The sequence below is a fragment of the Mesorhizobium tianshanense genome, from assembly GCF_007830515.1.
In the GTDB taxonomy this organism is placed as follows: domain Bacteria; phylum Pseudomonadota; class Alphaproteobacteria; order Rhizobiales; family Rhizobiaceae; genus Mesorhizobium; species Mesorhizobium tianshanense.
Window position 1 is genome coordinate 82,424 of record NZ_VLKT01000008.1, and the last position, 26,572, is coordinate 108,995.

Here is a 26,572-nt window from a genome sequence, read left to right on the forward strand (position 1 = left end):
ACGGCGGCGCATGACCCCGAAATCGTATTCGATTTCGGAAAGGATCATGCGCCAAATCAAGTTTCTACAGCGTCCTTTGCGCGTCCGAAAGGACGCGCGGCGCTGTAGTCAGGCGATCGTGTCGAAGAGCCGCAGGATGAAGGATATCTGATAGACCAGCGTGCCGGCGACGAAGGCGATGTGAAAGCGGCGGTCGCGAACAAGTATCGCGACGACGCAAAGCGCGACGAAAACCGGCGTACGGATCAAATATTCAACGCCGAAATGGGCGAAATGCTCCGGCCCTTTCAGCAGCGTGTCGACGACGTCGAGCAGATATGTCGTCGCCAGCAGGCCGAAGAACCAGGCACGGCGCGAATAGAAAAAATCCTCGTAGCTGGTGTAGTCGAGCATCGAGTCCGGGAACAGCAACGCACAGAGCAGGAACAGCGTGACGGCATAGAAGATGATGAACAGGTATTTGCCGAAGGTCCAGGTCTGAAGGGCGTAGAGATCGAATTCCCACCACCAGAAATGCACCAGCAGCAGGAGCATGGAGCCGACCCAGGCCAGATGCACGGGATAGAGCCGGTACTGGCCGGGATGCTGGACGATGCGGGCGAGCCCTGACAGAAGGCGCGTGACGCCGAGGCCAATCACCATGCCCATGACGATGCGGATATGCGGGAAGATGTCATGGGCAGAGACGAGCTGCTGTTCCATGGGCCGCCCTAACATGAAACGCAATAAAGGAAAAAGCGGCTAGTCCCGTAGAAAATCGTCCATCGAAAGTGGACCGCCTGGCCAAAATCGTCCATCGAGCGCCTGTTTGGATGTGAAGGGAGGTTCACTTGGAAAATGGGATTTCTTTAGGCCCGTCTCCCTTACCGCGACAGGCAAAGCGTGTCCGTATGCCTCGTCGAAAATCTGTGCAGGATACCGGCGAAGGCTTGGGCTGTCCTTGACGATGTTGCCGATCCAGATGCGCTGTTCGGAGATTGACGCCTGCCAGCTATGGCATCTGTGACCCGGTTGGAATTCCCATTTCAGGAGATGTGCAATCAACACCTCCATGCGGCTGCGTATCTCCCGCCTGTCCCTCCTCCCCAAGCTTTCGACCTCCTCGGCCAGATTCTCCCGATCAAGGTCGGAAAGACGCCCTTCGCGCAACAACGCGCCCTGCTCCGCGCACCATTGCGCGAAGTCTGTTTCGTAGGGCGTATGAGCCCTGAGGCGATCAATCCTGTTCATGGGCGCATCATGCCCCAATTTCGGGGCAATCGCAAAACTCGCTCGGCCCCTTGGCACAGCGACCGCACAGATCAAAATAGAAAGTACCGTTGCGCCATCGGCAGCACCGTTGCCGGTTCGCAGGTCAAAAGCTCGCCGTCGGCGCGGACCTCGTAGGTTTCGGGATCGACCTCGACATGCGGGGTGGCGTCGTTGAGCACCATTGAATGCTTGCCGATGCCGCCGCGGGTGTTCTCGACGGCGACCATCTGCTTGTCGACGCCGAGCCTGCCGCGCAGGCCGGCATCGAGCGCGGCCCTGGAAACGAAGGTCACCGACGAATTGGTCATCGCCTTCCCATAGGCGCCGAACATCGGTCGGTAGTGCATCGGCTGCGGCGTCGGGATCGAGGCGTTGGGATCGCCCATCGGGGCGGCGGCGATCATGCCGCCGATCAGCACCATGTCGGGCTTGACGCCGAAGAAGGCCGGGTTCCACAGCACCAGGTCGGCGCGCTTGCCGACCGCCACCGAGCCGATCTCGTTCGACAGGCCATGCGCGATGGCCGGATTGATCGTGTATTTGGCGATGTAGCGGCGGACGCGGAAATTGTCGTTGTCGCCGGTTTCCTGCGGCAGCGAACCACGCTGGCGCTTCATCTTGTCGGCGGTCTGCCAGGTGCGGATCGCCACTTCGCCGACGCGGCCCATGGCCTGGCTGTCCGACGAGATGATCGAGAAGGCGCCGATGTCGTGCAGAATGTCCTCGGCGGCGATGGTTTCCTTGCGGATGCGGCTTTCGGCAAAGGCGATGTCTTCGGGGATCGACGGCGACAGATGATGGCAGACCATCAGCATGTCGAGATGCTCGGCCAGCGTGTTGACCGTGTAGGGCCGGGTTGGATTGGTCGAGGACGGGATGACGTTGGGCAGGCCGCAAACCTTGATGATGTCAGGCGCATGGCCGCCGCCGGCGCCCTCGGTATGGAAGGCGTGGATGGTGCGGCCCTTGATCGCGGCGACCGTGTTCTCGACAAAGCCGGACTCATTCAGCGTGTCGGTGTGGATCATCACCTGTACGTCGTAATCGTCGGCGACCGACAGGCAGCAGTCGATCGCCGCAGGCGTCGTGCCCCAGTCCTCGTGCAGCTTCAGCGAGCAGGCGCCGCCGAGCACCATCTCCTCAAGTGCTGCCGGCAGCGAGGCATTGCCCTTGCCCGACAGGCCGATGTTCATCGGGAAGGCGTCGAAGGACTCGATCATGCGCGCCATATGCCACGGCCCAGGCGTGCAGGTCGTCGCCAGCGTGCCATGCGCCGGGCCGGTGCCGCCGCCGAGCATGGTGGTAATGCCCGACATCAGCGCTTCCTCGATCTGCTGCGGGCAGATGAAGTGGATATGCGCGTCGAAGCCGCCGGCGGTGAGGATCTTGCCTTCGCCGGCGATGATCTCGGTGCCAGGGCCGATGATGATGGTGACGCCGTTTTGCGTATCGGGATTGCCGGCCTTGCCGATCGCGGCGATGCGTCCATCCTTGAGGCCGATATCGGCCTTGAAGATGCCTGACGCATCGACGACCAGCGCATTGGTGATGACGGTGTCGACCGCGCCTTGCGCGCGGGATACCTGGCTCTGGCCCATGCCGTCGCGGATGACCTTGCCGCCGCCGAATTTCACCTCTTCGCCATGAAGGGTGAAGTCCTTTTCGACCTCGATGAACAATTCGGTATCGGCAAGCCGCACCTTGTCGCCGACGGTCGGGCCATACATCTGGGCATAGGCGGCACGGGTGATTCTAGCCATCAGCAATTGCTCCCGAAATACGGCCCAAGATCGAGCCTATCGAAGCCCGGCCCCACATTGTCGCCACCTTATGGTCACGCAATGACCCGCTGGGCGACACTTTCCGATCCCATTTAACGTTTGAGGTGGCAGGGTCACCCCAAAACGACCGTTTGCCAATCGATGGAAAGGAAGATCCATGCGCAAAACGATACGTCTTGCAGCCGCCGCCACCCTCCTGCTCGCGACCGCTGCCAGCGCCCAGCAACAGCCTGCGCAGCAACCCGGCGAGCCGCCGGCTTCGCCCGCTCCCGCGGCACCCGGCGCTCAGCCCGCCGTGCCGACGATTCAGACCGTCAACATCGTCGACATCGAGGAACTGCCTGAGGAAACGAAGACGAAGGTCAACGAAGTGATCGCCAAGCGCGGCGAGGACGGCCTGCAGAAATTGCGCGGCTCGATCGACGCGACGCCCCAGGTCAAATCCGCGCTCGAAGCCAAGGGGCTCACCTCGGCGCAAGTGATCGCCGCCAGCATGGACGCCAACGGCGCCCTGACCCTGATCACCAAGAAAGCGAGCTGACGATGCGCTATGGCGGGCCGGCGCAAGGTCGGCCCGCCGCATCGGGGAGGGAACCTTCGCAGGGCAGATTACGTTTCGACTGTTTGGCGTGGCAACGGTTCTCGAAAGGGCCCCTGAGAGCGAGCGATGGCGATCACCACCTTCCCCGACACTAGATGGCTGCATATGATTGCCGCAACTGCGTTTCTTGCGGCGAGCGTTCCTCAGGCCGCGCTGAATGCACAGGGCCTTGAAGGCCCGGACACCGTCAACAAGATCATCGGCTCGGAGGTCGGGCAGGAAGAGACCAACACGGCTGTGGAAGCCGGGAAGGTCACCACGGCGATCGACCGGACGCGTGAAAATATCGGCACGGTGCGCAAGACGTCCAAGCTCGACAAGGTCGATATCGTATTCCTTACCGACGCCGCGCGCACGGAAGGCGGCCTGCCGCCGGCGATCGAGACCAAGGTCGAGCAACATCAGGACGACATTACGGAACTGCGCGAGGAGATCGAGGCGAACGCATTGCTGTTCAACGCCATCGACTCGCGACGCGTACTGACCGAAGACGTCCTCGCCGTGGAATTCGACGATTCTGGAAAGGTCGTCATCTACGCGGCGGCAAAGCCGCCCAGCTGAGCCGAAATTGCTCGACGCCTTGGACCTCACAGCGAGGGATTTCACAGCGCGCCCATGATCTTCTGCTGAAACCCGTAGACCTCGCGCTTGCCGCCGAGCGGCACCAAGGTGACGTCGCGTTCCTGGCCGGGCTCGAAACGCATCGCCGTGCCGGCGGCGATGTCGAGGCGCATGCCCCGCGCCTTGTCGCGATCGAATTTCAACCCCTCATTGGTTTCGAAGAAGTGGTAGTGGCTGCCGACCTGGATCGGCCGGTCGCCGCTGTTGGCCACTTTCATGGTGATGGTCGGCTGGCCCTTGTTCAGTTCGATCTCGCCGCCTGCTGCGATGATTTCGCCCGGGATCATCGCCAGCCTCACAAGACGCCGAAGACGAGGCCGGCGCCGACGGCAGCACAGGCGCCGCCAGCGGCGCGGGCGAGGCCGGGGAACCTGACGCCAAAGCCAAGGCCGGCAGCGATGCCGACGGCATGGAGCAACGCGGTGGCAACGGCAAAGCCGGCCATATAGTCGAGCCCGCCGGCGTTTTCAGGCACCTCGGTGCCGTGGGCGTGACCGTGGAACATCGCGAACAGGCCGATGATGGCGACGCCGGCCGAGACGGGAAGATCGACCGCGAGCGCGACCAGCAGTCCCAGCACCACGACGGACGCCAGTATGCCTGGTTCGACGAACGGCACTGGCACCTGCAGCATGCCGAGCGTACCGCCCGCCAACATGACGCCGATGAAGGCGAGCGGCCAGGCAACAACCGCCTTGCCACCCTTGAGCGCCGCCCACAACCCGACCGCGATCATCACCGTCATGTGGTCGAGGCCGGAGAGCGGATGCAAGAAGCCGGCGCTGAAGGACGAGGTCGTGCCGATGCCGACATGGGCAAAGGCGGGCATCGCCGCGGCCAGAAGCAGGATCGCCGAGAGGGTGGTACGTTTCATCGTTGCGGGGATCATCTGTATGCCTTCCGTTATGGGAATGATGCCGGTCAGGCGGCCTTGCGGGGACCGCAGCCCCCGGACTTGAGCACGCGCTTGGTCGAGGCTGGATATTTCTCCAGCATCGCCGTCGGGCGGATCGGGCGCGGTGCAAAATTGCCGCCACAGTTCGGGCAGACGCCGCCCAGCACATATTCCACGCAATCGGCGCAGAAGGTGCATTCGAAGGTGCAGATCAGCACGTCCGTCGCCTCCGGCGGCAGGTCCTTGTCGCAACATTCGCAGTTGGGGCGCAGCTCAAGCATTTGCCTCTCCTCATCGTATCGGTTCGTGCACGGTCACCAGCTTGGTGCCGTCGGGAAACGTCGCCTCGACCTGGACGTCGTGGATCATTTCGGCGATGCCCTCCATCACCTGCGTACGGGTCACGACATGGGCGCCGGCCTCCATCAGCTCGGCGACCAGGCGGCCGTCGCGGGCGCCCTCGACGACGAAATCGGTGATCAGCGCGATCGCCTCCGGGTGATTGAGCTTGACGCCGCGTTCGAGCCGCTTGCGCGCCACAATCGCTGCCATGGCGATGAGCAGCTTGTCCTTTTCCCTTGGCGTCAGGTTCATGCGTTTCCCTAGAATGGCGTAATCGGAATCAGAGTGACCATAATTTGGGCAGACCCGCCCGTCCGTTGAGCAATTCGACAAGCGGAACCAGCCGCTTGCGGAGCTGGTAGCCGTCCTCGGCAAACAGCCTCGCAAGAAGCTTGCCAGATTTCTTCACGCTCCAGGCACTGGCGTCGCCCTGGCCGCCGATAATGTCCCGAGCCGGATCGAGTAGAGCTTCCACCCGCGGCGAGATCATCAGCACCGTCGCCATGGCGATGGCGCCGCCGGCCACCGCGGAACGGCTGAGAATGGCCGCAATGCCGGGCCCGATGCGGAAATCCTCGGCATGAACGAGCGCTCCGTCCTGGCTGACGCGCCAGCGGTCATGGAAATTGCCATGCGTCGCGCCTTCGCCCATGGCGAGACGGCCGAAGACGGTTGCCTCGAGCACCAGCGCCTCGGCACCGGCGGCAAGCTCCAGGTCGAGCCTGCGGGCAAAGACCGATCGATCAAAGACGATGGTTTCCTGCGGCAGCCAGGCGATTCGGCCGCCAGCGCCGACCGTCAGCTTCACCCGCACCTCGGCGCGATCGGATGCGGCGCGGTAGACCTTCTCGCAGGCCTGTGTCGTGATAGAGGCGGCGGCGCCGGCGCCGACATCGATCTCCCAGCCGAGGCTGTCGCCGCCGGTCAGCCCGCCGGCGGTGTTGATCAAGACCGCTTCGAGCGGATCGGCCGAGACTGCCGGCATGCGGATCTTGGCAGAACCATCCTGATAGAGGCGCCGAAGACGCGTGCGGCCGCCATTCCTGTCGCAGCCGAGCTGCGCCAATCCGGCGGCGCGCTGGGCCGGCGGCGCAAAGGTCAAGTCATGTTCGATCGTGTCCACGGCGCCAACGTTAAGCACTGCGACGGCTTTGTCGATATAGCTTGTTGCTTGACAGCGTTTCGGTTTCTATAGAGGAGCCATCTTGGTACGGTCACGCAGTGCCTGGCGGGTAAAAGGCGACGATGACGATTCGAATCCGGGGAAAAAAGAGGCGCTGATCAGTTGGCGTCGGGAAACGACAAGGTTGGGGAAGGAACCGAATGGCCGATCAGTTGGCAACGGACATTATCGCGAAGATCAAGGCTCATGCCGAACCCGGTGGCGAAGAAATCACCACCAATACGGAACTGACCTCACTTGGCATCCATTCGCTGGAACTGACGGAGATCATCTTCGATCTCGAGGAACAGTACGGCATCGAGATCGAGATGAACACGGTCGATGCCTGGAGCAACCTGAAGAACGTCGGCGACATGGTCGAGGCGGTTCGCGCGCTGATCGCGAAAAAAGCCTGACTGAATGCACAAGCGCGTCGTCATTACCGGCATCGGCGGCATATGCGGCCTCGGCACCAATGCGCCCGCGATCTGGGGCGAGATGCGCGCCGGCCGCTCGGCCATCGGCCCAATCGTCAATTCGGAGCTGCATGACCTGAAAATCAGGGTCGGCTGCGAAATCAGGACGCTTCCCGATCACGGCATCGACCGCAAGCAGGTCGTGTCGATGGACCGCTTCAGCCTGCTGGCGACGATCGCCGCGCGGGAGGCCGCGCAACAGGCCGGATTGACCCCGCAAGAAGCCAACACCTACCGGATGGGCACCATCGTCGGCGTCGGCGTCTGCGGCTGGGAGGCGATCGAAGAAAGCTATCGCGCCGTCCTGCTCGAAGGAAAGAATCGCGTCGGCATCTTCACCGTGCCGAAAGTGATGCCGGGCGCCGCGGCCGGCCATGTCAGCATGAATCTCGGCCTGCGCGGACCGGTCTTCGGCATAACCTCTGCCTGCTCCTCGTCCAACCACGCCATTGCATCGGCGGTCGACCAGATCAGGCTCGGCCGCGCCGATATCATGGTCGCCGGCGGTACCGATGCGCCGCTGGTCTGGGGCATCCTGAAAGGCTGGGAGGCGCTCAGGGTGCTTTCGCCCGACACGTGCCGGCCGTTTTCCGCCGATCGCCAGGGCCTGGTGCTCGGCGAAGGCGCCGGCATGGCTGTGCTGGAAACCTACGAGCATGCCATGGCGCGCGGCGCCACGATTCTGGCCGAAATTGCCGGCGCCGGCATTTCCGGTGATGCGTCCGACATCGTCGCGCCGACCATCGAAGGGCCGGAGGCGGCGATGCGCTTCTGCCTCGCCGATGCCGGGCTCAACCCGGAAGACATCGACTATGTCAATGCGCACGGCACCGGCACCAAGGCCAACGACCAGATCGAGACGGCGGCGATCAAGCGCGTCTTCGGCGACCATGCCTACAGGCTTTCGATCTCCTCGACCAAATCGATGCACGCCCACTGCCTCGGCGCGTCGGGTGCCCTGGAGCTGATCGCCTGCGTGATGGCGATCCGCGAAGGCATCGTGCCGCCGACGGCCAATTTTCGCGAAACCGACGCCGATTGCGATCTCGACATCACGCCGAACGTGGCGCGCGAGCGCAAGGTGCGCGCCGCGATCAGCAACGGCTTCGCCTTCGGCGGCACCAATGCGGTGCTGGCGTTCAAGGCGGTCTGACCGCGGGTTCATCCACATCCCGATAGGGCGGACTTTTCGTGCGCCGCGCGCATCCGCGCAAAAATCCCCCAGGAGTTTTCGATGTCCGACCTGACCGCTTTTCCAATCACCACACGCTGGCCGGCCAGCCATCCCGACCGCATCCAGCTCTATTCGGCCCAGACGCCGAACGGGGTGAAGGTGTCTATCGCGCTGGAGGAACTCGGCCTGCCCTACGAGGCGCATGCGGTGAACATCGGCAGAAACGAAAGCTGGACGCCGGAATTCCTGTCGCTGAATCCCAACGGCAAGATACCGGCGATGATCGATCCGAATGGCCCGGGCGGCAAGCCGATCGGGCTGTTCGAATCCGGCGCCATCCTGCTCTATCTCAGTGAGAAAACCGGCAGGCTGGTCCCCGCCGACCCTATCCGGCGCTACGAAACGATCCAGTGGGTGTTCTTCCAGATGGCCTTCATCGGGCCGATGTTCGGCCAGGTCGGCTTCTTCCACAAATTCGCCGGACGCGAGATCGCCGACAAGCGCCCGCTGGAGCGCTATCGCGACGAATCGCGGCGGCTGATCGGCGTGCTCGAGGCGAGGCTGAAGGGCCGCAGCTGGATCATGGCCGACGACTACACCATCGCCGACATCTCCATGCTGGGCTGGGTGCGCAATTTGATCGGCTTCTATGAGGCGCGGGAACTCGTCGGCTTCGACGACTTTCCCGATGTCGCGGCCTGGCTGGAGCGCGGCCTTGCCCGGCCGGCGGTGCAAAGGGGCCTGAACATTCCGGCGAGAGCCTGACGGGCAGGCCGTGGGGCGGCTCTGCCTATTTTGCCTTGGCCCCGGTTTTTGGGCCGCCCTTGCCCATGACGGAGGCGGCAAGGGACGCGGCGCCCCGGGCCGTGGCGACAACCGCGCCGGCCGCGACATTGGCCGTGGTCCTGACCGTACGCATGGCGTTACCCGCCATGGACCCGCCGCTGGGTGCCGGCTTTTTGGACTTGGCGGGTTTTGGGGTGGGTTTTGCCGTGGCCCTAGCTGCGGCCGGCACCACCTTCTTCGGTGCCGCCTTGCCAAAGGTTGGCTTTGCCGCATCCTTGGACCGCGCGGCGACAGCCGGGCCAGCGCCTGTCTTGGATTCAATTGCCTTTGATCGAGTTGCCCTGCCCTTGGCGGGCGCGGGCTTTCTTGCCTTGGTTGCCATCGGACGGCTCCCTCATGTCAGCATCATTGCCGTAGCTGACATAACGGCCGGAAAGTCTTAAGGTTCCGGCGGCGCTTCCCCGCAAATCAGGCTTGATCGCCGATCACCAGATCGGCAGGGCGGCGGCGGGCAAGCACGCGATCGATGTTGGGCATGTCGTTGGAGGCGATCCAGGCGCGGGCATCCTCGTCGGAGCGGCCATGCTCGTGCCATCGCTCGAGCAGCCGGCGCTCGAGTTCGGCGCGCGGCACATCGACGAAAATCGAGAAATCGAACAGCGGCGCCAGCCGCGACCAGGGTTCCTCGTCAAGCAGCAGGTAATTGCCCTCGACCAGGATGAACTTGGTCTCGGCAGCGACGATCGAGGCGGCGGCGCGCGACAATTCCATGCTCCTGTCGAACACCGGAATGGCGATGTCGGGTTCGGCCGCGCGGATGCGCTTCAGCAACGTTTCGAAGCCGGCAAAGTCAAAGGTTTCCGGGGCGCCCTTTCGCGCGCGCAGGCCGCGCACCTCGAGCACGACATCGTCGTAGTGGAACCCATCCATCGGCACGATTTCGGCCGCGCCTTCCGGCAGCAGCTCATGCAGGCGGGCCGAAAGCGTCGACTTGCCGGCGCCCGGAGGGCCGGCAATGGCGACGACAAAGCGCTGCGCCTTGCCGGCGCGCTTGAAGATGGTGGCGGCGAGATGAGCGACCTCGGACATGGTAGCCTTTCTGGGGAGCCTTTCCGGCTGGGCGTTTCCGATCGCATCTTGGCGGTAGTTCGCGGGAATTTCAAATCCGGGATTGTTGAAGGAACCGCATAAGGAAGTTTGAGTCATTTGCCCGGCCGCGTACCCCCACCCCTAACCCCTCCCCACAAGGGGGAGGGGGACGATGCCGCCGCTATTTCAGCCAGGACCGTCGAAGTTTGCTGCTGGACGGTGCAACCGCAAAGTTCCCCTCCCCCTTGTGGGGAGGGGTTAGGGGTGGGGGTCCTCTTCGCAAGAATCCCTATGCGATTGCCCTGCCTCAAGGAGGGGAGGGTGAGGGCAGCGCAGACCTGAAGCGATTGCCCGGGGCAGCCCGCTCAGGCTGGGACCGACCTGCCGATCCGCAGGAAATCGCTGTCGAAAGCGACGTCCCGCGTCGAACCGTCGACGGCCATGAGGCGCATATGCCCCTGTGCGGTGGCGATGTCGCGCGGCGGCTCGCCGCCGGCTTGTTGGGGCACAGCGCCGATGACGTGGCGGAACGAGACATTGCGGCCTTCGCCAAGCGCAAAGTCGGTCGCCACCCCTTCCCGCTTCAGCCAGTTGTCGCCCAGCGATGCGGCATGGCCGAGCGCGGTGCGGCCGTCCTCTATGCCGAGCACGCCGCGGTGGCGGCCGCTCCACGGCGCGTAGTCGCGGCCGCCATTGCTGACCCACAGCATGGTGACCGGCAGTTCGGCCGGGTTCTTCAGCACCAGAACGAGATCGGCTTCCGCCCGGCGCGCCAGCGCGGTCCAGCCCGGTCCGCCATGATCGGCCTCGACCAGCGTGACGAAATCCTCCCGGCTCTGGTCCATGCGATAGTCGGTCAGGTCGAGCGTGCCGCCACCGGCGGCGGGAAAGCGCGTCAGGTCGGTGGAACGCGCGGGATAGGCAAGCAGGAAACGGCCGCGGGCCGGATCAGGCTCCAGCGGATCATCCGGCGTTGCCGCGAATCGCTTCGGCGAGAAGGCGAGCCTGCCGCCGTCCTTCATCACCGTCATCGGATGATGGGCGACGGAAATCGCGCCCGAACCGCCGGAAAAGACATGTTCCTGGTAGAGAAAGGGATGATCGTCGCGCAGGGTGAGGATCTTGTCGACCGTCGCGCCCATGACCTTGTGCCGCAACCTGAAAACGGCCCGCCAGCCATCGACCGTCGCCGCGCTGCCGACGACATCCCAGGGGCTGTTGGCCGGCCAGCCATGCAGGGGGGCCGCCTCGACATCGCTACGCGAAAACGGCGCGCAGAGAAAATCGCCGGACAGGCGAACGGTGCCGGCGGGCAGGTCCTGCGGCAGCGTCTCGCGCGGTTCGTCGATCCAGGGCGCGCGATGCAACGGTTTTAGCCGGCGCCCGTCGATATCGACCGCCATGTCTGCAAGATGGCCGACGGTGAGATCGACCGTTACCGAAATGCCCTTTGCCTTGATCGTGATCCCGTCCATGGCGCACCTGCTGATTCTGTCGATGCCAACAAAGCCCGCCTGGTGCCGGTTGCGCAAGCCGGGCAGCAGGCATTTCCGCGCCAGGACCTGCGCAGCGCCGGTCCGTCCCAGGATCTGTGGACAGGCGATGGTCCCGCCCACGACCAATGTTAACCAAATGGACGGCGCCATTGCGTTACGCTAGTTTCCGTCCGTTTCAGCAACAGCTTGCGTTCAGTCCCATCTTGTCCAAACTGCGCCTCTTTCCGCTCATCCCAAGATTTGCCGCCGCACTTGCGCTGCTGCTGTTTGTCGCCGGCTGTACGACGACGACGCCGCCGGAGACCATGTTGGCGGTGCCGGCTGCGCCGCAGAAATATGCGGCTGTCGTCATCGACGCCAGCAGCGGCAAGACGCTGTACGAAGCCAATTCGACGGCGCCGCGCTATCCGGCGTCGCTGACCAAGATGATGACGCTCTACCTTCTGTTCGAGGCGCTGGAGTCCGGCCGCATCAGCAAGGCAACGCAAATCCCGGTCTCGGCCAACGCCGCCGGGCAGCCGCCGACCAAGCTGCGCTTCAGGCGCGGCGAGACGATCGATGTCGAAACGGCGATCCGGGCGATCGTCGTCAAATCGGCCAATGACGTGGCGGTCGCCGTCGCAGAATATCTCGGCGGCAGCGAAGACGCGTTTGCCGCGACGATGACCGCCAGGGCGCGCCAGCTCGGCATGCGCAGCACCGTCTTCCGCAACGCGTCTGGCCTGCCGGACGGCGTCCAGCAGACGACGGCGCGCGACATGGCGGTGCTCGGCATGGCGTTGCGCGCCCGCTTCCCGCAGCATTTCCACTATTTCTCCGAAAGCGACTTCATGTTCCGGGGCAGGCTGGTGCGCGGCCACAACGACATGCTCGGCCGCGTCCGCGGCGTCAACGGCATCAAGACAGGCTATATCAGAGCCTCCGGCTTCAACATCGTCACCTCCTACGATGCCGACGGCCGCCGGCTCATCCTCGTGGTGATGGGCGCCGACAGCGCGCGCCAGCGCAACGACCACGTCGAGGCGCTGATCCAGCGCAGCCTCTCGACGGCGACGGCCGCCACAACGCGGCTGCTGTATGCGCAGGAGTGAGGTTCGGCGGGGGCGAGCTCGTGATCGGCGTCAGCGATCCGTGTCAGTTTCAACTTGACAGGTGACGGCAGTTATGCTAGGAATTTATTCATGGTGCTGACTGCGCCAACGACCCGCCCGCCGAGGCGGGTTTTTCTTTTCGGGCTTCGGTGCCATTCTCCGATAGAACCGTGGGTTGTCGGCCTTCGGGCTTGCTCGCACCTTCGAGGATCATGGCCGCTGCAGATCGTGGGCCTCCGTGGAATCCGAAAAATGCGTTATTCCGAGTTCGCAGCCCTGCCGCCGGCCACTTGCCCGTTGAAGCCCGCGCCTGCTTCCGCTAAGAAGCCGTGGCTGGCCGGTTTACCGGCTGGTTCGTTTTCCGGATCACCGGTCCTGAAGGCACCCGTAGCTCAGCTGGATAGAGCGCTGCCCTCCGAAGGCAGAGGTCACAGGTTCGAATCCTGTCGGGTGCGCCAGTATCTTGTGGTCCGTTCCGGACACATGGGTTACGGTTTATACCGGAGACATGGGTAACACTTTTGGCCCGAAGGGGTTTTGGAGTGGTTCGAGCCTGCATGTCTCGTCATCGAAGTATCCCAAATCGTAGTCCATGAAGCTAGCCAGCCAGATGTGGTCCTCGACCTGTTTGATGCCGACGGTCTGGCCAGCAAAGACGAGGCTGAGATTGATCTTCTTGCGATTGTAGCAGATGCGGCCGCATGTGGTGACGGTGACGGCCTTGTCGTGGAACGGATAGTCGAGATCGGGCAGACCAGCATAGGGACGCGTTGAGGGCGCGTAACGCTCTGCCGGACAGTCCATGTCGAGCGCCTGGTGCGGGCGTTCTGAGTTGAACTCGTCGATGAATTCATCGAACCTGGCCTGCTGCTGAAGGAAATTGGCGCCTGCCGGTTTGGTGGTTTCCTTCTTCAAGGTGAGGTGCATGCGCTCATGGCGCCCGTTCTGCTGCGGGCAGCCCGGCTTGATGCGCTCGATGTCGATGCCCAGGCGCAGCCACCAGACCGACAGCTTGCTGAGGTTGAACAGCGCGTTGGGGCTGGCGAAGGGCACGCCATTGTCGGTCCTGATCGCGCTCGGCAGCCCGAACTCCTTGAATACGCTCTCGAACACGGTGAAGGCATAGGCTTCCTTGGTGGTCGAGAGCGCCTCGCAGGCGATGAGATTGCGGCTGGCAAAGTCGGTGATGGTCAGCGGATAGCAATAGCGCCGGTCGGCGAGCATGAACTCACCCTTGTAATCGGCGCACCACAGCTCGTTGGGTCGACAGCCGTTTGAAAGCGCTGTCCCCTTCGCCCTGTTGCGCCGCCGCTTGCGGCGCTCGACCATGCCGTGCCGGTCGAGCACCGCATGCACTGTCGAGATCGCAGGCCTGTGCACATCGGGATACAGCCGGGCCAGCCGCTCGCGTATCTTCGGCGCGCCCCATGTCGGCTTGTCCTGCTTCAGGCGCACAATCAGCTTCTCGATTTGAAACGGAAGCTGATTGGCGTGGCGGTAAGGCCGGCGCGACCGGTCCGTCAGCCCTTCCAGCCCGCTATCGTTGTAGCGCGCGAGGATCTTGTAGCCGGTCTTGCGCGAAATATCGAAATCCCGGCAAAGCATCGCCATCTTCTCACCGTCCAGAAGCCGGGCGATGAACTTCAGCCGCTCTTCCATGACGTTACACTCCTTCCAAGGCACCTTGCTCTCCTTGCAAAGGGCCGAAAGTGTAACCCATCTATCCGGAATGAACTGTCACCCATCTCTCGGGAAGGGCAGTAATATCAATTATTTAAAGTTTTGATAAGTCTTACCAAGTAAATTGCCTTACATTTGCTTGGGGGGACGACATGACAAACCACATATTTTCGGTTGCTATTCATCATCAGCAGCGGGGCGTCGATGGTGCCTATACCGTATTGTCGGGAAATAGCGCTATTGCCGTTAGTCAAACAGCCACACGGCTGATTGACGAACTGCACAAGCTTTACGCGCGGCGAGCATCGAAGGCCTATGGTAAATTCGCGAGTGACACCGTGAACTATCCTACTTCGACTAATCTCCAAAATTACCTCGAAGGAACGACGGATTTTGAAGCGTTAACACTCGCCCTGATGGCGACGCTGGCGAAGCAGGCACAAGCGAAGTCAGCCTCCACCGGTGGACACGTCTTTTTCGCGCACTTCGAGCGAGAGAAAGCTCAATATCTTTTGGTCGCTATCGTAACCGACAAGCTTAGCGCCGCCCTGACGGCCAATCAGGACCTTGAGGATGTCAAACATCTCGACGTCGAAGGTTTCCGCTTTGCCGGCCGTGTGGGCGTCACCGGGTGGGCCGCAGGAGAGCAGCGCTACATAGGGTTCTTAAAGGGCAAGGGCGCCGTCTCGGACTACTTCAAGGAATTTCTCGGTTGCGATACGACGATTCAGAGTCGCGTGGAGACGACGTCTCTCGTCAACGCGCTCAAGACATTTGCCGATCGGCAAAAGTTTGATGCTGCGCAACGAGAGATGTTCATGGACAAGGCCCTAAGTATCTGTGACCGCGACGCCCGAGACGACAGGCCGGTCGACTTTGCCACCCTCGCGAACGAGCTTCACCCGGAAAACCCAGAAGCCCTTGTCGAAGTTCTTGCAGACCCCAAACTCAGCCTTAACGACGGCTTCGTCGCTGACCGGCGAGCCCTGAAGGGGCTTGTGAACTTCAAGAAGAAGACAGCAAATTGGTCAGTTGAGTTTGAGCGAAGGGCTCTCCACGCCGGCAAGGTTAGGTACAATCCAGAGGAGAAGTCGATAACTCTGATGGATGTACCAGAGGATATGCAGCGAGAGTTGGGCGAGGAAATGCGCGATGGCTAGATCCATCGCTTGGAGCGACCTGCTCGAGATCTATCAGAATGCCAAGTGGCAGGAGGGCGATAACGCCAACGTCTTCGTCCAAACTGAGAACATCGCCCAGACCTTCGAGTTGGTCGAGACGTCCGACAAGGCAGAGTATGATGCTAATCTTGCAGCGTTGGTAGATCAAACGGCTATCGGTGTCGGCAAGACAATTCCGGCACGGATCGGCTCTCCGCGGCTCTCGCTGGGTGTTTTGGCTGACAATTGGGACGGCGTGATTGCCTCTCCTGAAGCCAGGACGCGGGAACCGACAGCCTTCTTCATCAAGGGTGACAGTACGCATTCAGGCAAAACGCCGCCGACCGAGCAGATGGTTCGCTATAGAAAGATGCTTGAGTTCGTTGGCTTGCTTGGCAAGACGGCCTTGTTTCTAGATGTGCAGCGACAGACGTTCGTTTACTTCAAAGAGAATAGGGTCGAGATACCAATTCGCTTCGAAGCGTCGGACCTGAAGTTGATCGACCCGGACGGCGTCTCGGCGATCAGGGAAGCGCTGGACGGCGCTGTACACACCGAGCAGCGTCTTGCGATCCTGACGAACGCGGTCATTGCGCTGACAGTCTCACAGCCGTCCGAAAACCGCTTTATGTATCTCGCGCAAAATGCCGGAGAGATCGCCAGTCGCGTTCGCGACGGCTATAGACTATTCGCGTCAAGTTTCTCCTACTCGAAAATCCGCGGAGAGGTCGAAGCCGCCCAATCCGACTACGTCAGCCGGATGCACAAGACGTTCGTCGACATTCAAGGTCAGCTTCTCGGGCTCCCAGTAGCCACCGTCGTTGTCGCCACGCAACTGAAGGCGGCCAACGTCTGCGGTCCGGAGGCATGGGCAAATCTCGCTGTTACCGCCGGCGCTTGGCTATTTGCCGCGCTCCTCATCGGGTCCTGCGTCAATCAATGGTACACGCTCAAGTCGATAGGAGCTGATATCGACCGTCAGTCAAGGAAGCTCACACGCGACTTCAGCGAAATCAGTGCAATGTTCTCGGACGCATTCAAGGCTCTGAAGACTCGGCTCTGCTGGCACCGCACAGCTCTCATTGTAATCTGTGGGATTGCATTGTCTGGTGCAGTTTTTGCCACGGTCGTATTCCGCTCCGTAACGGGTGTGGACATTCTCGGGAGCTGTCTCAAATAGCAATGTCGGTTCGAGCGAGTGACTGGTGTTGCCCGGAGTTCGACGAACCATTGGAAGACCACTGCCCTCCGAAGTCAGAGGTGACAGGTCGAATCCTGTCGGGTGCGCCATTCGGACTAGGTCCCTAGCGGATACAGCCGCCATCAGCCCCTGCCAGCACCCGTCCCTGCATTCACCCCATCCAGCAGCGCCAGCAGCCCCTTCAGAATCTCCACCGGCGGCGGCGGGCAGCCTGGAATGTGCAGATCGACGGGCAGCACCTCCGACACGCCGCCCGTGACGGCGTAGCTGCCGGCGAAGCAGCCGCCGTTTCTGGCGCAGTCGCCGAGGGCGACCACCCATTTGGGGTTGGGTGTCGCGTCCCAGGTTCGCTTCAGCGCCTCGCGCATGTTTTTGGTGACCGGCCCGGTGACGAGCAGCACGTCGGCATGGCGCGGCGAGGCGACGAAGCGGATGCCGAAGCGCTCGATGTCGTAGAAGGCGTTGCTGAGCGCATGCATCTCGAGTTCGCAGCCGTTGCAGGAACCGGCGTCGACCGCCCGGATCGACAGGCTTCGGCCCAGCCGCATGCGGGCAGCGCCATCGAGGGCGCGGGCGAGCTCGTCGACCGCGGCATCGCTCGCCGCCGGTGGAGGCTCGGTGAGCGGGGGGCGTATCAGGCTTTCGAAGAGAAGCTTGCGCATGACAGCGTGCCTTCTTGTTTGACCATGATTCTTTTTGCTTTCGCTGACCTTTTCGGGATCATGGTTCTAGAGATCGTGGCCGGAATAGGAGCAGTTGAACGACTTGTTGCAGAGCGGAAAGTCGGCGACGATGTTGCCCTCGATCGCCGCTTCGAGCAGCGGCCATTGAAACCATGACGGGTCGCGCAGGTGACAGCGCTCGACCAAGCCGCCCGCGCCAATGCGCAGCCAGGCCAGAATGTCGCCGCGGAACCCCTCGACAAGCGCCATACCGTCTAGCGCCATGCCTTCACGCGGCGGCTCGGGGATGCCGACGCTGATCGGGCCGTCGGGCAGCCGTTCGAGGATCTGTTCGACCAGGGACAGGCTCTGCTCGACCTCGCGGATGCGGATCCAGACACGCGCATTCACGTCGCCCTCCTGGAGGACAGGAACGTCGAAGGCGAGTTCATCATAGGGCGGATAGCCTGGGCTGCGGCGCGCATCAAAATCCCGGCCGGAGGCGCGGCCGACATAGCCGCCCGCCGCATATTGGCGGGCGAGTTCCGGCTTGAGCCGGCCGGTGGCGACGGTCCGGTCCTGCAGCGACGCCGTGTTGTCGTAGAGTTCGACCAGATAGGGAAAGCGCTGCCTGATCTCGGTGATCGCGGACAGAACTGCGGCCATCCCCGCTTCGCCCAGGTCGCTTGCCACCCCGCCCGGCACGATGCGGTCGCGCATCAGGCGATGGCCGAAGGCCGCATCGCCGGCGCGCAGCACGCGTTCGCGCAGCACGCCGCAATGGGCATGCATGAGCGCGAAGGCAGCATCATTGCAGATGGCGCCGATATCGCCGAGATGGTTGGCAAGACGCTCCAGTTCGGCCATCAGCGCCCGCAGCCAGACCGCGCGCGGCGGAGCCTCGACACCGAGCGCGGCTTCGACCGCACGGGCAAAGGCAAGCGAATAGGCAACGGTGCTGTCGCCGGACGTCCGGCCCGCCAGCCTGGCGGCGCGCTCGACAGGCGAACCCGCCATCAGGCCCTCGATGCCCTTGTGCACGTAGCCGAGACGCTCTTCCAGCCGGACTACCGTTTCGCCGCTTGCGGTGAAGCGGAAATGCCCCGGCTCGATGATGCCGGCATGCACGGGCCCGACGGGGATCTGGTGTAGGCCGTCGCCTTCCGCGGGCAGGAAGCGGTAGGCGGAAGCCGTGGTGGGCGCCTGTGACCGCGCCGCCGATGCCCCCGCTGCCAGGGGATAACTGATGCCCCATTGGCCGTGATCGAGCCAGCGACGGGTATCGGGAAGCCCTTGCGGCGAGAGCCCGAACAGGTCCGCGGCGGTGCGCTCGAGGCGCAGTGCCGGCGGATGAAGCTGGCCGACCGATGGGTAGCGGCCGCCGGGGCATTTCAGGCTGATGACGCCGATGTCGGCCGCGTCGAGAAGCGCCATGTGGACGATCTCCGGCTCTCCCCAAAGACCGAGCATGCTCCAGCGGCCCTCGGCAAGCTGCTCGACGGCAAGGTTCCAGGTTTTCGGTGCCACCATGGCGCGCCGCCAGGGGGCGTGGTGCTCGACAGGTCGGCCGGCCTCGATGAGGTCGATCAGCGCGGGCATCTTTCTTTTGCTCATCCGCTTCATCCCAGGATGGTCGCGACGTGCTGGAACCAGGTGACCAGAGGCGCCGGCAGGTAGATCCCGGCGCCAGCCACCAGGGCCAGGTGGGAATACATGGGCACGTAGGATGCCTCGACGGGCGCGGTGCTGCCGCGCGGCTCGCCGAAGGCGACGCCGGTCAGCCGCAGCAGCAGCGCGCCGAAGGCGATGAGAAGCCCGAACACCAACGGGATCGCCAGCAGCGGCTGCCTGGCGAAGGTCGAGCTCACGACTAGGAATTCGCTCATGAAGATGCCGAGCGGAGGCAGGCCGGCAATGGCAACGACGCCGACGACGAGCGCCCAGCCGAGCCCGGGATGCGTTTCCGTCAGCCCCCTTATGTCGGCGATCTTTTGTGTCCCCTTCACCTGCGCGATGTGTCCGACCGCGAAGAAGATCGCCGACTTGGTCAGGCTGTGCATGACCATGTGCAGCAGGCCGGCAAAGTTCGCGAGCGGGCCGCCCATGCCGAACGCGAACACGATGATGCCCATGTGCTCGATCGAGGAGTATGCGAACAGGCGTTTGATGTCGCGGCGGCGGTAGAGCATGAAGGCCGCGAAGATGAGCGAGGTGAGCCCCATCGCCACCATCAGCGGTCCCGGGGCTATCGCCTCCGGGCTTGCGGCGAGCAGCATCTTGAAGCGCAGCACGGCATAGAGCGCGACGTTCAGCAGCAGGCCCGACAGCACCGCCGAGATCGGCGTCGGGCCTTCGGCATGCGCATCGGGCAGCCAGGCATGCAAGGGGGCAAGGCCGACCTTGGTGCCGTAGCCGAGCAGCAGAAAGACGAAGGCGACGTTGAGCAGAGCCGGGTCGAAAAGCGCCGCCTGTTCGATCAGCACCGTCCAGACCATGGCGTTGGTGCCCTCGCCGACGACCGGTTGTGCAGCCATGTAGACGAGGATGGTGCCGAACAGCGCAAGCGCGATGCCGACGCTTCCCAGGATGAAATATTTCCAGGCGGCCTCCAGCGCTTCATGCGTGCGATAGATGCCGACCATGAGCACGGTTGTCAGCGTCGCGAGCTCCACCGCCACCCACATCAAACCGATGTTGTTCGACACGAAGGCGAGGTTCATGCCGAACATCATGATCTGGTACATCGCGTGGTAGAATCGCAGGTTCGGCGCGGTCAGCCGGCCGGTCTCCAGTTCGTGCGCGATGTAAGACGCGCTGAACACGCTGGTGGTGAAGCCGACGAATGTGTTGAGCACGATGAAGACGATGTTGAGATCGTCGACGAGCAGGTACTGGCCCGGCTGCGGCCGGTCGGTGACGAACAGCGACAGCGCGGCAAGCAAGGTCAGGAAGCTCGCGGCGACGTTCAGGCCCGCCGACATCTTGTAGTTCGGCAGCGCCGCCAGGAGTGCTGCCGCGCCGACGGGGATCAGCAGGATGGCGGCCACCGCGTCGAAGGGAGCGGTCAACGGCGTTCTCCCCTGTAGTCGTCGAGCGCGCCGACATCGACCGAGTCGAACCTCTCGCGGATGCGGAACAGGAAGACACCGATGACGATGAAGGCGATCAGGATCGAGAAGGCGACGCTGATCTCGACGACCAGCGGCATGCCCTTGGCGCCGGTGGCGGCCAGCACCAGGCCGTTCTCCAGCGACATGAACCCGACAACCTGGCTGACGGCGTTGCGGCGGGTGACCATCACCAGCAGGCCCAGCAATATTATCGACAGCGCGAAGGCCAGATCCTCACGCGCCAGCGGGTCGGCTTCGGGCGTCACCCGCAGCATCAGCACCATGGACAGGGCGACCAGGCCGATGCCGGCCAGCATGGTCGAGCCGATGCCGACGGCGGTCTCGATGTCGCGATGAATGCCGAGCCGCTGGATGATGCGATGAAGCCCGACGGGAATGACGATCGCCTTGAAGATAAGGGCGATCGCCGCGGTGACATAAAGGTGATGGGCCTCCTGGACGTAGGCCTGCCAGGCCACGGACAAAGCCAGCACGATCGCATGAAGCGCAAAGACGTTGATCAGCGCAAACAGGCGATCCTGATACAGCATCATGAAGCTGACCAGCACCAGGCCGCCGGCGAGCAGATGGGCGATGTCGAAGGTGAGACCGTTCATCAAAGGCTCCGTGAGACGAACAGCAAGAGCGTGCCGAGCAGGGCCAGCATGAGGGCGGCACCGAGGAAATCCGGGACGCGGAAGACGCGCATCTTGGCGATGGCGGTCTCGAACACGGCAAGCAGAATGCCGGCCACGGCAAGCTTGCCGATGTAGACAGCGACGCCCAGAGCATAGGCTCCCGGTCCGGACCGAGCGGTCACCAGCCCCCAGGGAATGAAGACGCAGGAAATCAGCGACACATAGAGCAGCAGCTTGAGGAAGGCAGCGAACTCGATCATCGCCAGGTGGCGGCCGGAATATTCCAGCACCATCGCCTCGTGAACCATGGTGAGTTCCAGGTGGGTGGATGGATTGTCCACCGGTATGCGGGCGTTTTCGGCGAGCGCCACCATGACGAGAGCGATCAGCGACATGCCGAGCGAGACCCGCAGGCCGAGCTCCGGCGAGCCCATGACGGCGGCGACGGTGGAGAGCTGCGTCGCGCCGGCGACGAGCGCCAGGCTGAACACGATCAGGAGCATGGCGGGCTCGGCCAATGAAGCGATCATCACCTCGCGGCTTGCGCCGATGCCGCCAAAGCTCGTGCCGACATCCATGCCGGCCAGAGCCAGGAAGAACCGCGCGCTGCCAAGCAGCGCGACAATGGCGATGAGATCGGCGGTCCAACTGAAGGTGAGGCCGGTGGCGAATGTCGGGATGAGCGCGGCTGCGACCCAGGTGGCGGCAAAGATCAGATAGGGTATGACGCGAAACAGCCAGGATGCGGTGTCGGCCAGGACGACCTCCTTGCGCATCAGCCGCAGGAGATCGCGGTAGGGCTGGATCAGCGAAGGTCCCCGGCGGCGCTGCAGTCTCGCCTTCACCTTGCGCACGAAGCCGGTCAGCAGCGGTGCCAGCAAAAGCACCAGCATCATCTGCGCGCCCTGGACGGCCAGTTCAAGGATCAGGGCCATAGCGCGAGCACCAGAAGCAAGGTGACGAGGTAGAGGAAGACCAGGGTCAGATAGCGCCGGATGGTCAGGAACTGCAGACGGTTCAGCTTCTCGGTCGCATAGCCGACCGCGCCGGCGATCGGCTGGTAAAAAGTCTCCCAGACCACATCGTGGATTTCCACGGTGAGGCGTGCCGGAGCGGTGGCGCCCGGCGGCGGCATTTCGACCTTTTCCCGGGCGCGGAATGCGAATGTGCCGAAGACGCGGCGAATGGGCTGCGCGAAACTGACGGCCGTGTATTGCGCGGCCGGCGTGACGTCGGGAAAGCCGCAGCCCCAGGCGGGGCCGCGACGCAGCGCATGGGAGGCGAAACGGTGAATGACGAACGCCGCAAGCGATGCGGAGATTGCAATGAACACAAACACCAGCAGGCCGTTGTAGGAGCTGCGGCTCTCGGCGATCGGCACGATCGACAGCCAGGGCTGCGCCATCTGCACCGGCATGCGGTTGCCGATGAGCGAAAGCGTCACCGGTGAAAGACCGTCTATGACCAGGCCCGGCAGAATGCCGGCAAGCAGACAAAGGCCCGCGAGAATGAACATCGCCGCCAGCGAGTAGCGATCGACCTCCCGCGCCTGCTCCACCGCCGCCGAGCGCGGCCGGCCGAGAAACGTGATGCCAAACGCCTTGACGAAACAGGCCGCGGCCAGCGCCGCCGACAATGCCAGCAGGCCGCCGACAGCGGGCACCATCACCTTCAGTCCCCATTGCGGCAGATCGGGGCTCTGCAATATGGCCTGGAAGGCCAGCCATTCGGAGACGAAGCCGTTGAAGGGCGGCAGCGCCGAGATCGAAACGCAGCCGACGAGAAAGACAAAACTGGTCAGCGGCATGCGATGGATAAGACCGCCCAGCTTCTCCATGTTGCGCTCGCCGGTCACCGTGAGCACGGCGCCCGCGCCGAAAAACAGCAGGCTCTTGAAAAAGGAATGGTTGAGAACGTGGAACAGCGCTGCGGTGAGGGCCAGTGCCGCGGCCGACGGCATCGCATTGGCCTTGAAGGCGAGCGCAAGGCCAAGGCTAACGAAGATAACGCCGATGTTTTCGATGGTGCTGTAAGCAAGGAGCCGCTTGAGGTCCTTTTCCATCAAGGCATAGAGGATGCCGAGCACCGCCGTCAGGCCGCCGAGGAAAAGCACGACGACGCCCGACCACCATGCCGGCTCACCGAGCAGGTCGAAAATGACGCGTATGAAGCCATAGACGGCGACTTTCGTCATGACGCCGCTCATCAGGGCCGAGACATGGCTTGGCGCCGCCGGATGAGCGAGCGGCAGCCAGACGTGGAGCGGGACGAGGCCCGCCTTGGAGCCGGCGCCGAGCAGCATGAGAACCAGGGCGGCGGCGGCAACGAGCCCGCTTGGCTCGGCGGCACGCATCGCGTCGAACGTGTAGGTTCCGTCCGGTCCGGCCAGCAGGCCGAAAGCGAGCAGCAGCGCCAGTGTGCCGAAGCTCGCCATCACCAGATAGATGTAGCCCGCCCGCGTATTGTCCTGTTCGCGATGGTGCGCCATGACGAGCGCCCACGAGGCGAGCGACATGAACTCCCAGGACAGCAGGAAGGTGAAGGCGTCGTCGGCCAGCACGACCAGATTCATGCCGGCAAGAAAGGCCGGGAAGAACGGCAGCACCCGGTGTGGTGCAGGTTCGTGATGGCCGTAGCCAAGCCCATAGAGGCTGGCCACGGCGCCGCCCAGATTGACGACGACCAGAAAGAATGCCGACAGCGCGTCGAGACGGAAATGAGCGCCGATCCACGGCAGCCCGAGCGGCAGCGTGACAGTGGACACACCGGCGGGATCGCCTATCAGCGCGGCTGCGGCGATCGCGAACATGGCGGCCGAGATGCCAAGGGTCGCGCCATAGACCAGATGCGTCGCCGAGCCGCGCCGGCTGACGGCGACAGCCAGTACGGCGGCTCCCAAGAACGCGGCGACACCCCACAAGAGAAGGGAAACGATCGACGTCACGGCAGGCTCCCGCCGACCTCGGCTTCCGCATCGTCGGCGCCGGAAGTCCTGGCTGGATTGTGGTTCGCCTTCAGCCGCACGCCCCGTCCGCCGGCCTGGCTGGTCGCGCCTTCCCCGATCAACTCGATGCCGGCAGCCCCAAGTGCCGCAATCAGTTTCATCAAGGAATCGACATTGCCCCTGATCATCGCCTCGCTGGCTTCCATGCGCTGAATTGTCGGGACCGAAAGGCCGGACAACTCGGCAAGCCTGCGCTGGTCGATACCGAGCAGCGCCCTGGCGGCGCGCAATTGTGGAGCAGTTATCACCGGAGACCCCGCGGCTCAGCTTTGAGATATGATGTCTCAGCGCTGCAGCATACATTGAAATGTTTTAACGTCAATTACTGATGTGTGAGACATCGATGTAGACGGCGGGCCACGCGGCAACGGTGGCCGGGATGAGGACGGGTGAAACATCCTGGCAATCCCGGGATTTCCTGCGTACCGACCGGCATCTCTACGACGCGATGGTGTTCGATGCCCTATTCCGGAAGGCGTATCCCGGGTTGTTTGCAATATTGTGCAACGGTTAAAGGAATAAGTCCCCAAATTTAGAGAATATCTTAGCTTGTTAGAAATTTCTAATTTAAAGTTTAATCACCTGTATGAATCTAAACTTGCCTTATGTTGCACTTCCGTGCAATCTTCCAGCAAGCTGCGCCTTTGATCAGCAACAAAACCGGATCATGAAGGACTTTACGCGGCCGACAGGAGCGGGGACGGTCGCCTGTAACAGCCTTCGGATGGAGGGACAGATATGCCGGATCTGGCAGCTATCGCCGTTGGCATTGTCGCCGTCGTGGCAATCCTGTCCGCTCTCCTCCTATGGCTCTGGAACATCACGATGCCGGACGTTTCCGGCCCGAGGACCATCAGGTTCCGGCAGGTACTCAATCTGCCGTTTATCGCCGGAATCTGGTCCGTATCACCATCGGCTATCGACCATGGATCTGACGGACAAGGTGTCGCCGCAAGCCAGCTAGGGGAATAATCATGAAATCCATACTCTATGCGACCCTGATCACTGCATTGTTGGCCTTCGCCGGCTGTACAACCGATGACGGCTATGATGACCGGCCGCAGTTCGACCGGAACGGCAATCCCAACTTCGATACACGGGGCCGCTACACCGGCTGCCGCGGACTCGGGTGCAAGGTCGACGATCCCGACGACGGGGATCAAAGCATCGACGACAGACCGCAGTACGACAGGGGGGGCAACCCCAACTTCGATACGCAAGGCAACTACCAAGGATGCCGCGGCATCGGCTGCGAGGTCGACACACCGGACGACGACAGTTCACCGGACGACGACGATGACGATTGATGAGCCTGCAGCAAAGCAAGGAGGAGGGTTGCACTCATTTTCTGTTTGGCGTGAACCGAGGACCGGATGTCGTCGAGGTAAACACCAACATCACGGTCAACAACTTCAACACCAACATCTCCATCAACAATATTTCGCAATGGACGAGTGTCGACAACCGTCAGGAGTGGACGCAGATTGTCGATGAATACGACGACGAGATGGAGACAAACCTTGGTGACACAAGTTATCGCGGGGACGACTCGCAGCCCCGCGACGACAATCCGGACGCAGTCGCGTCTCCTCCCGATGCCGATGACAATAGTTCCGATGATCAGGACGATCCGGGCGATCAGAACGACGATAGCGACTCAACGGACGGTGATGACGACAAAAACAGCACCGACACTGCCGACGACAGCACGGATGACGATGCGTCGGATGACAGTACCGATGACGCTGACGGATCGGACGATGACGATGCCAATTAACGGCCGATCGTGCCGGCGACGAACCCCGATGGCGCGGGGAATCCCGACCCGTCAACAAGATGGATTTCTAAACGGAGGATAATCGATGAAACCCGCGATACTGACCGCTGCCATGGTTCTGGCCATGCCGGCTTTCGCCTTTGCCCAGGACAAGTGCTACGACGCCGCCAAGGATCAGCCTGCCCTGAACGCGTGCGCCGATGCCGCGTTCAAGAAATCCGATAAGAAGCTCAATGAGCTTTACAAGCAGATCGAAGTCCGTCTGAAGGACGATGCGGATAGCAAGAAGCTTCTCGTTCAAGCGCAGAGGGATTGGGTCAAGTTTCGCGACGCGGAGTGCAGCTTCCAGACTACAGGAGCGGCCGGAGGAAGCATGATGCCGATGCTCGTCGCGCAGTGCATGGACAGCCTGGCGCAATCCCGTGTCAAGGATTTCGAGGGTTACCTGAAATGCGAGGAAGGGGACATGAGCTGCCCCGTTCCTGCCGCGAATTGACACATATCACAATCAAGCGGCGGCGAGCGTGACGTCGGCGCCTGACATGAAAGGGTGCGAGGGGCATCACAATCGCGCG

The 26,572-nt window shown here is 62.7% G+C and carries 31 protein-coding genes and 1 tRNA gene; 13 read left to right on the forward strand and 19 right to left on the reverse strand.

Features of this window, described 5'->3' with window-relative positions:
* Window positions 1-108: 108 nt before the first annotated feature.
* The 3 genes from IQ26_RS08185 to ureC form a co-directional block, all read right to left on the reverse strand.
* The gene (locus IQ26_RS08185; RefSeq protein WP_145715699.1) at window positions 109-702 is read right to left on the reverse strand and encodes a hypothetical protein; all 594 of its coding nucleotides are present in this window, start codon (window positions 700-702) and stop codon (window positions 109-111) included.
* Between the two features lie 39 nt (window positions 703-741).
* A complete protein-coding gene (locus IQ26_RS08190) occupies window positions 742-1,230 on the reverse strand; it encodes a DUF29 domain-containing protein (protein WP_145715701.1) in 489 nt (162 codons plus the stop codon).
* A gap of 71 nt (window positions 1,231-1,301) precedes the next feature.
* Window positions 1,302-3,011 carry an urease subunit alpha gene (ureC, locus tag IQ26_RS08195; RefSeq protein WP_145715703.1) on the reverse strand — a complete coding sequence of 570 codons (1,710 nt, stop codon included), beginning with the start codon at window positions 3,009-3,011 and terminating at the stop codon, window positions 1,302-1,304.
* A gap of 178 nt (window positions 3,012-3,189) precedes the next feature.
* Here ureC and IQ26_RS08200 point away from each other — a divergent pair, with 178 nt between their 5' ends.
* Both IQ26_RS08200 and IQ26_RS08205 read left to right on the forward strand, forming a co-directional pair.
* On the forward strand, window positions 3,190-3,573 hold the full coding sequence (locus IQ26_RS08200) for a hypothetical protein (RefSeq protein WP_145715705.1): 384 nt from the start codon (window positions 3,190-3,192) through the stop codon (window positions 3,571-3,573).
* Window positions 3,574-3,699: 126 nt separating this feature from the next.
* Window positions 3,700-4,194 (forward strand): hypothetical protein, encoded by a 495-nt coding sequence (locus IQ26_RS08205; RefSeq protein WP_145715707.1) that lies wholly within the window; start codon window positions 3,700-3,702, stop codon window positions 4,192-4,194.
* 41 nt (window positions 4,195-4,235) lie between these two features.
* On the opposite strand, the gene IQ26_RS08210 is transcribed toward IQ26_RS08205, so the two are convergent.
* From IQ26_RS08210 to IQ26_RS08230, 5 genes are read right to left on the reverse strand one after another with little or no spacing between them, the layout of a single operon-like run.
* Window positions 4,236-4,541 (reverse strand): urease subunit beta, encoded by a 306-nt coding sequence (locus IQ26_RS08210; RefSeq protein WP_145715709.1) that lies wholly within the window; start codon window positions 4,539-4,541, stop codon window positions 4,236-4,238.
* A gap of 8 nt (window positions 4,542-4,549) precedes the next feature.
* Entirely contained in the window at window positions 4,550-5,143 is a 594-nt protein-coding gene (locus IQ26_RS08215) for a HupE/UreJ family protein (RefSeq protein ID WP_145715711.1), read from the reverse strand.
* 32 nt (window positions 5,144-5,175) lie between these two features.
* Window positions 5,176-5,430, reverse strand: coding sequence for a DUF1272 domain-containing protein (locus tag IQ26_RS08220; protein WP_145715713.1), 255 nt, complete (start codon window positions 5,428-5,430; stop codon window positions 5,176-5,178).
* Between the two features lie 10 nt (window positions 5,431-5,440).
* Entirely contained in the window at window positions 5,441-5,743 is a 303-nt protein-coding gene (locus tag IQ26_RS08225) for an urease subunit gamma (RefSeq protein WP_145715715.1), read from the reverse strand.
* Between the two features lie 28 nt (window positions 5,744-5,771).
* On the reverse strand, window positions 5,772-6,614 hold the full coding sequence (locus tag IQ26_RS08230) for an urease accessory protein UreD (protein WP_162457893.1): 843 nt from the start codon (window positions 6,612-6,614) through the stop codon (window positions 5,772-5,774).
* Between the two features lie 200 nt (window positions 6,615-6,814).
* Here IQ26_RS08230 and IQ26_RS08235 point away from each other — a divergent pair, with 200 nt between their 5' ends.
* The 3 genes from IQ26_RS08235 (at window position 6,815) to IQ26_RS08245 (ending at window position 9,068) form a co-directional block, all read left to right on the forward strand.
* Window positions 6,815-7,069: an acyl carrier protein gene (locus IQ26_RS08235; protein ID WP_145715719.1), complete on the forward strand. Its 255-nt coding sequence runs from the start codon at window positions 6,815-6,817 to the stop codon at window positions 7,067-7,069.
* A 4-nt stretch (window positions 7,070-7,073) separates the two neighbouring features.
* On the forward strand, window positions 7,074-8,282 hold the full coding sequence (locus IQ26_RS08240; RefSeq protein WP_145715722.1) for a beta-ketoacyl-[acyl-carrier-protein] synthase family protein: 1,209 nt from the start codon (window positions 7,074-7,076) through the stop codon (window positions 8,280-8,282).
* Between the two features lie 81 nt (window positions 8,283-8,363).
* A complete protein-coding gene (locus IQ26_RS08245; protein WP_145715724.1) occupies window positions 8,364-9,068 on the forward strand; it encodes a glutathione S-transferase family protein in 705 nt (234 codons plus the stop codon).
* Between the two features lie 25 nt (window positions 9,069-9,093).
* Here the strand turns inward: IQ26_RS08245 and IQ26_RS41035 are convergent, their stop codons facing one another.
* Window positions 9,094-9,222, reverse strand: a complete 129-nt coding sequence (locus IQ26_RS41035) for a hypothetical protein (RefSeq protein WP_276316409.1) — start codon at window positions 9,220-9,222, stop codon at window positions 9,094-9,096.
* A 13-nt stretch (window positions 9,223-9,235) separates the two neighbouring features.
* Between IQ26_RS41035 and IQ26_RS40310 the strand changes: the two genes are divergently transcribed.
* Window positions 9,236-9,532 carry a hypothetical protein gene (locus tag IQ26_RS40310; RefSeq protein WP_240547034.1) on the forward strand — a complete coding sequence of 99 codons (297 nt, stop codon included), beginning with the start codon at window positions 9,236-9,238 and terminating at the stop codon, window positions 9,530-9,532.
* Between the two features lie 25 nt (window positions 9,533-9,557).
* Here IQ26_RS40310 and IQ26_RS08255 read toward each other — a convergent pair whose 3' ends face one another.
* Both IQ26_RS08255 and IQ26_RS08260 read right to left on the reverse strand, forming a co-directional pair.
* Window positions 9,558-10,178: a nucleoside/nucleotide kinase family protein gene (locus IQ26_RS08255; protein WP_145715728.1), complete on the reverse strand. Its 621-nt coding sequence runs from the start codon at window positions 10,176-10,178 to the stop codon at window positions 9,558-9,560.
* A gap of 365 nt (window positions 10,179-10,543) precedes the next feature.
* Window positions 10,544-11,653 carry a hypothetical protein gene (locus IQ26_RS08260; RefSeq protein WP_145715730.1) on the reverse strand — a complete coding sequence of 370 codons (1,110 nt, stop codon included), beginning with the start codon at window positions 11,651-11,653 and terminating at the stop codon, window positions 10,544-10,546.
* 224 nt (window positions 11,654-11,877) lie between these two features.
* On the opposite strand from IQ26_RS08260, the gene IQ26_RS08265 reads away from it, so the two are divergent.
* Entirely contained in the window at window positions 11,878-12,765 is an 888-nt protein-coding gene (locus IQ26_RS08265) for a D-alanyl-D-alanine carboxypeptidase family protein (protein ID WP_145715732.1), read from the forward strand.
* A gap of 381 nt (window positions 12,766-13,146) precedes the next feature.
* Window positions 13,147-13,223 (forward strand) — tRNA-Arg (locus IQ26_RS08270).
* A 37-nt stretch (window positions 13,224-13,260) separates the two neighbouring features.
* Here the strand turns inward: IQ26_RS08270 and IQ26_RS08275 are convergent.
* On the reverse strand, window positions 13,261-14,448 hold the full coding sequence (locus tag IQ26_RS08275) for a helix-turn-helix domain-containing protein (RefSeq protein ID WP_407660317.1): 1,188 nt from the start codon (window positions 14,446-14,448) through the stop codon (window positions 13,261-13,263).
* A gap of 149 nt (window positions 14,449-14,597) precedes the next feature.
* On the opposite strand from IQ26_RS08275, the gene IQ26_RS08280 reads away from it, so the two are divergent.
* Both IQ26_RS08280 and IQ26_RS08285 read left to right on the forward strand, forming a co-directional pair.
* Window positions 14,598-15,605, forward strand: coding sequence for a nucleoid-associated protein (locus tag IQ26_RS08280; protein ID WP_145715736.1), 1,008 nt, complete (start codon window positions 14,598-14,600; stop codon window positions 15,603-15,605).
* Window positions 15,598-16,785: a hypothetical protein gene (locus IQ26_RS08285; protein WP_145715738.1), complete on the forward strand. Its 1,188-nt coding sequence runs from the start codon at window positions 15,598-15,600 to the stop codon at window positions 16,783-16,785. Before IQ26_RS08280 ends, IQ26_RS08285 begins: the two co-directional genes overlap by 8 nt.
* A gap of 143 nt (window positions 16,786-16,928) precedes the next feature.
* Here IQ26_RS08285 and IQ26_RS08295 read toward each other — a convergent pair whose 3' ends face one another.
* From IQ26_RS08295 to IQ26_RS08325, 7 genes are all read right to left on the reverse strand, one after another.
* A complete protein-coding gene (locus IQ26_RS08295) occupies window positions 16,929-17,468 on the reverse strand; it encodes an NADH-quinone oxidoreductase subunit B family protein (protein ID WP_145715740.1) in 540 nt (179 codons plus the stop codon).
* A 66-nt stretch (window positions 17,469-17,534) separates the two neighbouring features.
* A complete protein-coding gene (locus IQ26_RS08300; RefSeq protein ID WP_145715868.1) occupies window positions 17,535-19,067 on the reverse strand; it encodes a hydrogenase large subunit in 1,533 nt (510 codons plus the stop codon).
* 20 nt (window positions 19,068-19,087) lie between these two features.
* Window positions 19,088-20,536 carry a hydrogenase 4 subunit F gene (locus IQ26_RS08305; RefSeq protein WP_145715742.1) on the reverse strand — a complete coding sequence of 483 codons (1,449 nt, stop codon included), beginning with the start codon at window positions 20,534-20,536 and terminating at the stop codon, window positions 19,088-19,090.
* Window positions 20,533-21,195: a hydrogenase-4 component E gene (locus tag IQ26_RS08310; RefSeq protein WP_145715744.1), complete on the reverse strand. Its 663-nt coding sequence runs from the start codon at window positions 21,193-21,195 to the stop codon at window positions 20,533-20,535. The genes IQ26_RS08305 and IQ26_RS08310 overlap by 4 nt, the downstream gene beginning before the upstream one ends.
* Entirely contained in the window at window positions 21,195-22,151 is a 957-nt protein-coding gene (locus tag IQ26_RS08315) for a respiratory chain complex I subunit 1 family protein (RefSeq protein WP_145715746.1), read from the reverse strand. The genes IQ26_RS08310 and IQ26_RS08315 overlap by 1 nt, the downstream gene beginning before the upstream one ends.
* Window positions 22,142-24,160, reverse strand: a complete 2,019-nt coding sequence (hyfB, locus tag IQ26_RS08320; RefSeq protein ID WP_162457894.1) for a hydrogenase 4 subunit B — start codon at window positions 24,158-24,160, stop codon at window positions 22,142-22,144. The genes IQ26_RS08315 and hyfB overlap by 10 nt, the downstream gene beginning before the upstream one ends.
* The gene (locus IQ26_RS08325; protein ID WP_145715748.1) at window positions 24,157-24,468 is read right to left on the reverse strand and encodes a helix-turn-helix domain-containing protein; all 312 of its coding nucleotides are present in this window, start codon (window positions 24,466-24,468) and stop codon (window positions 24,157-24,159) included. Before IQ26_RS08325 ends, hyfB begins: the two co-directional genes overlap by 4 nt.
* Before the next feature lie 726 nt (window positions 24,469-25,194).
* On the opposite strand from IQ26_RS08325, the gene IQ26_RS08330 reads away from it, so the two are divergent.
* From IQ26_RS08330 to IQ26_RS08340, 3 genes are all read left to right on the forward strand, one after another.
* Window positions 25,195-25,527: a hypothetical protein gene (locus IQ26_RS08330; RefSeq protein ID WP_145715750.1), complete on the forward strand. Its 333-nt coding sequence runs from the start codon at window positions 25,195-25,197 to the stop codon at window positions 25,525-25,527.
* On the forward strand, window positions 25,527-25,997 hold the full coding sequence (locus IQ26_RS08335; protein ID WP_145715752.1) for a hypothetical protein: 471 nt from the start codon (window positions 25,527-25,529) through the stop codon (window positions 25,995-25,997). Before IQ26_RS08330 ends, IQ26_RS08335 begins: the two co-directional genes overlap by 1 nt.
* 85 nt (window positions 25,998-26,082) lie before the next feature.
* The gene (locus IQ26_RS08340; protein WP_145715753.1) at window positions 26,083-26,493 is read left to right on the forward strand and encodes a lysozyme inhibitor LprI family protein; all 411 of its coding nucleotides are present in this window, start codon (window positions 26,083-26,085) and stop codon (window positions 26,491-26,493) included.
* Window positions 26,494-26,572: the final 79 nt, after the last annotated feature.

Coding starts and splice junctions, on each gene's coding strand:
- IQ26_RS08185 (WP_145715699.1), bottom strand. CDS start 702: ATGGAACAGCAGCTCGTCTCTGCCCATGACATCTTCCCGCATATCCGC.
- IQ26_RS08190 (WP_145715701.1), bottom strand. CDS start 1,230: ATGAACAGGATTGATCGCCTCAGGGCTCATACGCCCTACGAAACAGAC.
- ureC (WP_145715703.1), bottom strand. CDS start 3,011: ATGGCTAGAATCACCCGTGCCGCCTATGCCCAGATGTATGGCCCGACC.
- IQ26_RS08200 (WP_145715705.1), top strand. CDS start 3,190: ATGCGCAAAACGATACGTCTTGCAGCCGCCGCCACCCTCCTGCTCGCG.
- IQ26_RS08205 (WP_145715707.1), top strand. CDS start 3,700: ATGGCGATCACCACCTTCCCCGACACTAGATGGCTGCATATGATTGCC.
- IQ26_RS08210 (WP_145715709.1), bottom strand. CDS start 4,541: ATGATCCCGGGCGAAATCATCGCAGCAGGCGGCGAGATCGAACTGAAC.
- IQ26_RS08215 (WP_145715711.1), bottom strand. CDS start 5,143: ATGATCCCCGCAACGATGAAACGTACCACCCTCTCGGCGATCCTGCTT.
- IQ26_RS08220 (WP_145715713.1), bottom strand. CDS start 5,430: ATGCTTGAGCTGCGCCCCAACTGCGAATGTTGCGACAAGGACCTGCCG.
- IQ26_RS08225 (WP_145715715.1), bottom strand. CDS start 5,743: ATGAACCTGACGCCAAGGGAAAAGGACAAGCTGCTCATCGCCATGGCA.
- IQ26_RS08235 (WP_145715719.1), top strand. CDS start 6,815: ATGGCCGATCAGTTGGCAACGGACATTATCGCGAAGATCAAGGCTCAT.
- IQ26_RS08240 (WP_145715722.1), top strand. CDS start 7,074: ATGCACAAGCGCGTCGTCATTACCGGCATCGGCGGCATATGCGGCCTC.
- IQ26_RS08245 (WP_145715724.1), top strand. CDS start 8,364: ATGTCCGACCTGACCGCTTTTCCAATCACCACACGCTGGCCGGCCAGC.
- IQ26_RS41035 (WP_276316409.1), bottom strand. CDS start 9,222: ATGCGTACGGTCAGGACCACGGCCAATGTCGCGGCCGGCGCGGTTGTC.
- IQ26_RS40310 (WP_240547034.1), top strand. CDS start 9,236: ATGGACCCGCCGCTGGGTGCCGGCTTTTTGGACTTGGCGGGTTTTGGG.
- IQ26_RS08255 (WP_145715728.1), bottom strand. CDS start 10,178: ATGTCCGAGGTCGCTCATCTCGCCGCCACCATCTTCAAGCGCGCCGGC.
- IQ26_RS08260 (WP_145715730.1), bottom strand. CDS start 11,653: ATGGACGGGATCACGATCAAGGCAAAGGGCATTTCGGTAACGGTCGAT.
- IQ26_RS08280 (WP_145715736.1), top strand. CDS start 14,598: ATGACAAACCACATATTTTCGGTTGCTATTCATCATCAGCAGCGGGGC.
- IQ26_RS08285 (WP_145715738.1), top strand. CDS start 15,598: ATGGCTAGATCCATCGCTTGGAGCGACCTGCTCGAGATCTATCAGAAT.
- IQ26_RS08295 (WP_145715740.1), bottom strand. CDS start 17,468: ATGCGCAAGCTTCTCTTCGAAAGCCTGATACGCCCCCCGCTCACCGAG.
- IQ26_RS08300 (WP_145715868.1), bottom strand. CDS start 19,067: ATGCCCGCGCTGATCGACCTCATCGAGGCCGGCCGACCTGTCGAGCAC.
- IQ26_RS08310 (WP_145715744.1), bottom strand. CDS start 21,195: ATGAACGGTCTCACCTTCGACATCGCCCATCTGCTCGCCGGCGGCCTG.
- IQ26_RS08315 (WP_145715746.1), bottom strand. CDS start 22,151: ATGGCCCTGATCCTTGAACTGGCCGTCCAGGGCGCGCAGATGATGCTG.
- IQ26_RS08330 (WP_145715750.1), top strand. CDS start 25,195: ATGAAATCCATACTCTATGCGACCCTGATCACTGCATTGTTGGCCTTC.
- IQ26_RS08335 (WP_145715752.1), top strand. CDS start 25,527: ATGAGCCTGCAGCAAAGCAAGGAGGAGGGTTGCACTCATTTTCTGTTT.
- IQ26_RS08340 (WP_145715753.1), top strand. CDS start 26,083: ATGAAACCCGCGATACTGACCGCTGCCATGGTTCTGGCCATGCCGGCT.